The organism is Psychrobacter sp. Sarcosine-3u-12, from assembly GCF_002836005.1.
GTDB lineage: Bacteria > Pseudomonadota > Gammaproteobacteria > Pseudomonadales > Moraxellaceae > Psychrobacter > Psychrobacter okhotskensis.
Window position 1 is genome coordinate 21,072 of sequence record NZ_PJBY01000089.1, and the last position, 6,221, is coordinate 27,292.

6 protein-coding genes are annotated in these 6,221 nt (G+C 45.4%); 3 read left to right on the forward strand and 3 right to left on the reverse strand.

The features are described from left to right. Positions 1–140 precede the first annotated feature (140 nt). Positions 141–746, reverse strand: coding sequence for a cysteine hydrolase family protein (locus CXF65_RS05885; RefSeq protein WP_101211378.1), 606 nt, complete (start codon positions 744–746; stop codon positions 141–143). Between the two features lie 544 nt (positions 747–1,290). Between CXF65_RS05885 and CXF65_RS05890 the strand changes: the two genes are divergently transcribed. Then, positions 1,291–2,571: an LPS export ABC transporter permease LptF gene (locus tag CXF65_RS05890; RefSeq protein WP_101211379.1), complete on the forward strand. Its 1,281-nt coding sequence runs from the start codon at positions 1,291–1,293 to the stop codon at positions 2,569–2,571. Further along, positions 2,571–3,803: an LPS export ABC transporter permease LptG gene (gene lptG, locus CXF65_RS05895; RefSeq protein ID WP_101211380.1), complete on the forward strand. Its 1,233-nt coding sequence runs from the start codon at positions 2,571–2,573 to the stop codon at positions 3,801–3,803. The genes CXF65_RS05890 and lptG overlap by 1 nt, the downstream gene beginning before the upstream one ends. 120 nt (positions 3,804–3,923) lie before the next feature. Here lptG and CXF65_RS05900 read toward each other — a convergent pair whose 3' ends face one another. Continuing rightward, the gene (locus CXF65_RS05900) at positions 3,924–4,532 is read right to left on the reverse strand and encodes a class I SAM-dependent methyltransferase (RefSeq protein WP_101211381.1); all 609 of its coding nucleotides are present in this window, start codon (positions 4,530–4,532) and stop codon (positions 3,924–3,926) included. A gap of 108 nt (positions 4,533–4,640) precedes the next feature. On the opposite strand from CXF65_RS05900, the gene CXF65_RS14935 reads away from it, so the two are divergent. After that, positions 4,641–4,871 (forward strand): hypothetical protein, encoded by a 231-nt coding sequence (locus CXF65_RS14935; RefSeq protein WP_157824035.1) that lies wholly within the window; start codon positions 4,641–4,643, stop codon positions 4,869–4,871. Positions 4,872–4,969: 98 nt separating this feature from the next. Here the strand turns inward: CXF65_RS14935 and CXF65_RS05905 are convergent, their stop codons facing one another. Further along, a complete protein-coding gene (locus tag CXF65_RS05905) occupies positions 4,970–5,647 on the reverse strand; it encodes a cupin domain-containing protein (RefSeq protein WP_101211382.1) in 678 nt (225 codons plus the stop codon). Between the last annotated feature and the right edge of the window lie 574 nt (positions 5,648–6,221).

A 6,221-nucleotide genomic window follows, 5' to 3' on the forward strand; every position in this document is an offset into this window, starting at 1 on the left:
GAATCGGATGTAGGCAATCGTCATGCTATTGCTAGTATGACGATTAGACAGGGTAAAAAAGCAATGTAAATAGTGTTCTCACTATACTGTAACTTAGCGGTTTGCTACTTATCTGATCTATTGGTTAACCATTAATAGAATTAATGGTTAACCAAATCGTCAGTCGTTACCAAGGCTGCAAATCTATCTTGCAGCGCTGCCATAGCGGTATCATGCATCACTTCCGCGCTAATTGTCTCTCTTTTATAATCAGGCAGCGCGCGCGTGGCACAAGCATCATGACAAACAAAATTATCAAAGCCTAGATCAAATGCCGCTCTGACGCTAGAGCTGACACACATATGGCTCATAAAGCCCGCAAAAATCACCTGCTGCTTACCGCTAGCAGAGATAAGCGCCTGTAGCTGAGTATCATAAAAGGCATTAGGATGCTTTTTGGTAATAATTTTTTCACCGTCTAGCGGTTTTAGACCGTCAACGATCTCGACGTTGGTGGATAACGGGTCAAAGACCTTGCCATTGTCTTCGCCGTGGTGAGCGATATGAAAGATAGGGATGTCTTGCTTACGAGCTTTATCAAGCAAGCGCTGCGCATTTGCAAGCGCCTTGCTGCCCGCCTGACCTAACGGCATAGCGCCATCAACATATTCGTTCTGATAATCAATAAAGACGACTGCGCAATTTGACCAATCAAGGGTATCAAATTGACCGCCAGCCAGCTCAAGTAGGGTAGAGGGAGTAGACATTATATTTATGCTCCAATGGGTGTGATACATGTATGAGTTTTGACAATCAATCAGTCTAGCAATTAATCTTGCTCATATTGGCGACTTGATACGAATGACAAACAAACCTTTCCAAAAATAAAAATACCGTTTAATTAAACTGACGTAAGCCCGCGTCCAGAGAAGTCTTGGTCTTTTGTGTTTATTGACTGCTGGATACGGCTCATTGGCTATTGGCAACGTCTACCAATGTTTATCAATATCTATTAGTGATGAACCACGTGTCGCCAGTAAGGGTTGGGTGATTTTTTAGCACACATTTCACAGCCATTTTTTATCAAAATATGCTAGCATTAGCGGTTATCTTTATCGCTTATATTGATAGGTTCTGACTTATAAGTGGTACCGTTACGTTTATATTTATTTAAGTGTTGGTTTGCTTATATATTGGGGTCGCCTTACGTTGGTAGCGCCTCCTATTACGCTTGCCTCTGTTACCCAGCACGCGATACATCGTTCGCATATTCATTATTAAAGAGTACCTATTGTGATATTACGCCGCTACATGACCCAACAAGTTGCCTCAACCACCGCTTTGGTATTGGGGTTTTTGGTGGTGATGATGCTTGGCGGTCGCCTGATACGTTACTTTGGTATTGCGGCTGAAGGTAATCTGGACATCAGCTTATTATTTACCATTATTGGTTATAACTTACCGTACTTTTTAGAGCTGATCTTACCGTTGGCATTTTTTATCGCCTTAATGCTAGTGTTTGGGCGTTTATATGTCGATCAAGAAATGGCAGTTATCAATGCCAGTGGTGTCTCGCGTGGTAAGCTGGCTCGGCTGATGACGCCATTAATATTGGCCTTATTCGTTGGTGAGGCAGCATTGTCAGTGGTCGGTAAGCCGTGGGGTGTGCGCTCATCTGAGGCGGTGTGGCAGCAGCAGGCCTTTACCAGCGCCTTTGATTTGATTCGCCCCAATGAGTTTATCAGTAGTGGCAATTATCATCTGTATGTCGGCAGTCTTAGCGACGATAAAAAACAGCTGCAAGATGTGATACTCATTCAGTCTGAGCCAGAAGCAAAAGGCAGCAGCAAAAAAGCCGCCGCGATGGATGTTGATAATAAGATTGATCCTGCCACCGCAGAACAACTAGACATTCCAGATGTGCCGCAAGCGCTGATAAGCAAAAGCAATAAAAATATCACCAAAGACACCATTACTTTGGCCAAAAGAGCCGAACAAGTGCAGACGGGCGACAAGGGTGTGACCCAATTGGATTTATTCCAAGGTCGGCGTTACGAAGTCGGCGCGGGCAGTCTCAAGTATAACCAAGTCGGCTTTGATCGCTACCGCATTACCTTGACGGAATCGGCACAAGAAGTCATCACCGAAGACAATATCGAAACCCAAGCAATTGGCCCCTTATGGCAAGCGGCAAGCGGCAGTGCTCAACTCGGTGGTGAGAGTGCGCTGCGTGCAGCACAAAGTGAGCTTGGCTACCGTTTTGCTCTGCCGTGGCTGATGATTATCGCTCCAATGCTCGCCGTCCCACTGGCGCAAGTACGTCCGCGTCAAGGACGTTGGCTGCGTTTGTTTCCTGCCATCTTGTTATTCGTCAGCTGTGCTTTAGGTATTATCTCGCTAAAGAGTGCAGTGAGCAAAGGCACGGTTAGCGTCTGGGCTTATACTTGGCTCATCCTAGGATTTATGGCACTGGCGCTCTATATGAACTGGGGCAGTCGGGTGCAGCATCGTCTGCGCTTTCGGCTAAAAAACCATGCGCCGGTCGCGCTGATTGACACTCAAAGCAATGGCTCACAAGGAGGGCAGTCTTAATGCGCTCTTTATTTTCTAAATCTCAGGCATCTCGCTCACCAAACTTTACAGCTCAACTCGCCAAAAAGCCTGATACCTTAACCGTGCTTAGCCGTTACGTAAAGTTGAATGCGTTGTTGGCCATTATCGGCGCAGTCATCGGTTTGTGGGCGCTACAAATTATCTTTTCTTATTTGTCAGAGCTAGATTCTCTAGACGAGAGCTATACAATGGGCGAGGCGATTAAGTATATCTTTTATCGCTCGCCTTACTTTTTAGAAGAGTTTATACCGACTGGCGCTCTACTCGGTGCGGTCGTTGGACTAGGGTTGCTGGCGAATAAAAGTGAGCTGGTCGTCATGCGTGCCGCTGGGGTCAGCGTCTATCGTATCGTTGGCTGGGTATTGCAGCCCGCTTTGATTTTTGTGTTACTTGCATTGCTCATCAACCAGTTTGTCTTGCCGCATTCCAACCAATTGGCGCAAGAAATTAACGATGAAGACAACAGCTCATTGATTACCTCGGTACGTGGTTATTGGACGGTGCAGCCACGCTTTGAGAGTTCGGGGACTGGTAATACAAAGCCAGATGGCAGTGATATTCTGTATATTGATTATGCTGATGTAGAAGGGAATATTGGCACCGTTAAGCGTTGGCATTTGGACAATAATGGCAACTTACAAACGGCTGTCCATGCTGAGGGCGGACAATATACGGGCCGAGAGCCGATAAGTACGAATACCGCCAGCGACAAGCCCAGCGAGCAATATCGCTATGAGTGGCAGCTCAACAACATGACCAAGCTCAGTATCAATCAAGGCTTTGAGAGTAGCCAAGCCACCTCGCCGTCGGATACCTTAAGCCTGCCTTTCGCTCCCGAATCGGTCTATTTATTGACCCGTGATGCCGAAGATTTATCGCTGACTCAGCTTTACGATCACCGCCAGTTTATGCGCCAACAAGGCCAACGTTCTTTGAATCATGAGCTGGCATTTTGGCAAAAGCTGCTGTCACCGCTGTCGATATTGTCGCTGGTGATTGTCGCTTGTTCATTCGTCTTTGGCTCGCTACGCACCCATAGCTTGGGCTTGCGTATCGTCGTGGCATTATTATTTGGTTTGCTGTTTAGTTACCTTCAGGATTTGGTTGGCTTTATCTCACTAGCCACTGGGTTTTCGCCATTAGTGATGGTGATATTACCAATTATCGCCAGTGCGGCATTAGGTAGGTATTTACTTAAGCGGCAAATGTAATCCTACAAATGTAATTTTAAAAATATAACGTCAAAAATACAGTTCTAAGAATTTAGCCATAAAAAATCCCGCTAACACATCATCATGCTAGCGGGATTTTTGTTTGTTTTACTCTGGCAGTTAATCTTTGGTCGCCATGGTAATCGTATAGGTCTTACCTTGCTTGACCTTGTCGCTATTGCCAAATACTTCGGTAAACGAACGCTTCACGAATTGGCGCAAACCATTGATTGTCACCACATAAAAACGCCCCCCTTGACGCATGCGCGCATAGGCATCGAGGAAATACAGATAATGCTGCTCTTTACCGACTTTGGCTGGCAAGTTCGACATCACCAAGCTAAAGTCTTTGTCCTTTGCCACGTGATTAAAGCCGTTCGATAAATGCACATCGACATTTTTTAGACCATTCTTCTCACAATTAAGGCGGGCATATTCTACTGCCATAAAGTCTTTATCAATCAACGTATGCAGACCATTCGGACATTCACGCGCCGCCGTCATGCCAAGCACGCCATAGCCACAGCCCAAATCGATCGAATCATCATCCGCTTCAAAGTCCACATAATCAAGCAGCATCAAGCTACCATCATCGAGCTTTTGCGGTGAAAAAATACCCCACGTCGTCGCAAAATCAAACGGCTTGCCCAGCACATCTTGGCGAAAGTTAATATCTTCGCGCCAGTGTCGAGCATTTTTCAATAATTCAGCAGAGGGTTTATGACTCATAGGATTCTCGGATATTGGATAAATAAAATGGGGGTACGCTGCTCAATCAGACAACTTGCCAATCATGATGCGCTTTATTGAGGCTATTGTAACGACAAAAGGGCAGGTTTGCAGCTATCGATTGATAGAATTATATTGTGGGAAGTCGTTATTGCAAAAGTTGTGATGGGAGCTGATCGCGCCTTCTGCTTGTATCTGTACCTCCGAGCGGGGCGGTCACTATTGGCTGATGGTATTCCTGCTCAGCGATACTACCCTCAGCCAAGTGACGCAGCCCGCTCAGATGCACAGGATACCGCGACAGTCACGGCTAAAAAACCTAGTTTGATTCAGGTTTAGATTGTTGTTGAGATAACAAGTTATTATAGGTAGGCTGTGCCATGCGCACCTTAATCACGATAATATCAAACATCGGTGCGCGAGGCGCACTCTACGGCTCATTGAGCATCAATCCCAATGATTTGTGATAAATGTCCAGTTTTTAGATACACCGTGGCGCCATTTGCTCCTGCTGTTATTTGCGATGTCGCATCGACGGGCAGACGTATCCAACCACCGCTCTGATAGGTTTGTCCAGCGTCTATCAGCGTACCCTCTAGCACCAATATCTCAGCACCTCCTGCGATGGCATCTGCAAACAATACCTCACCTACATTGATACGTTGCAAGCTCACTTCTTCTCTTATATCTGAGTATAAATGACAAATCTCACGACCGCCTTGTGCTTGCCAGTTAGCTGCATCGTTGGTATTGATAGCGACATGCTCAGTCTCGTCGACTGTCATCTGCCAAAGTTTAACAAAAATAATAGCACCTTCATGACTATAGGGCTGGTGCCCTGAGGTCGGTGGGTTGCGTAAATACCAACCAGCAGGATAATGGCTGTTATCAGCCGAAAAAGTACCTGACAGTACCAAAATCTCCTCGCCACCTGGGTGCAGGTGATGCGGAAAATTTGACTCAGGGGCATAGCGTACGATACTGGTCGCACGCGCTTTTTCAGCACCAACGCGATCAAGCATCACGCGCTCGACGCCGTTTTGTGGTGACTGAACCCACTGATAGTGTTCAGGTGCTAAGGCAGCACGACAGGAGAAATCTGCATTGATGAGCATAATATAACTTCTAATTAATTACGATATTGTTTGGAATTATCCTCTGATTTTTCAAAATAGACAAACCAGATAAACCATATAAACCAGATAAACCTATTATCAACGTAAGTATTTATCATTAAAAAGCTTATTGTGTCTAGCGCTGTTGCTCTTGCGTCGGGATACCGCTACCGAATTTGCGAAAATGCGAATTCCCTTGAGCTCGGACGAAGCAGTACTTCGTTATTTCCTCGCTCAGGCTAAACCGCACCGCAAGTCAAAGCGTTGTATGATTACGAAATTTGAAGAGGATTAGGGTGTGCCTATCGAGCCACAGACAAGATAATACTTAATTAAAACTTTTATTACTAATATGGCCAATATAGCAACGTATGCCATCTGACATCATTTCTAGACTATAATTCACAGTTCTGAACATTGGAGGTTGTAGTTCAACAGGCACGATAATAAAGGTAGAATCGTAATCAGCTATAGCCTCCATATTAACGCTGAGAGGTAGAAGGATGTTTAAAACATGTAAAGCTGCAAATGCTTCGGGAGTTTCCTAAAAACTGTGTAACTGCTTATAATCCAT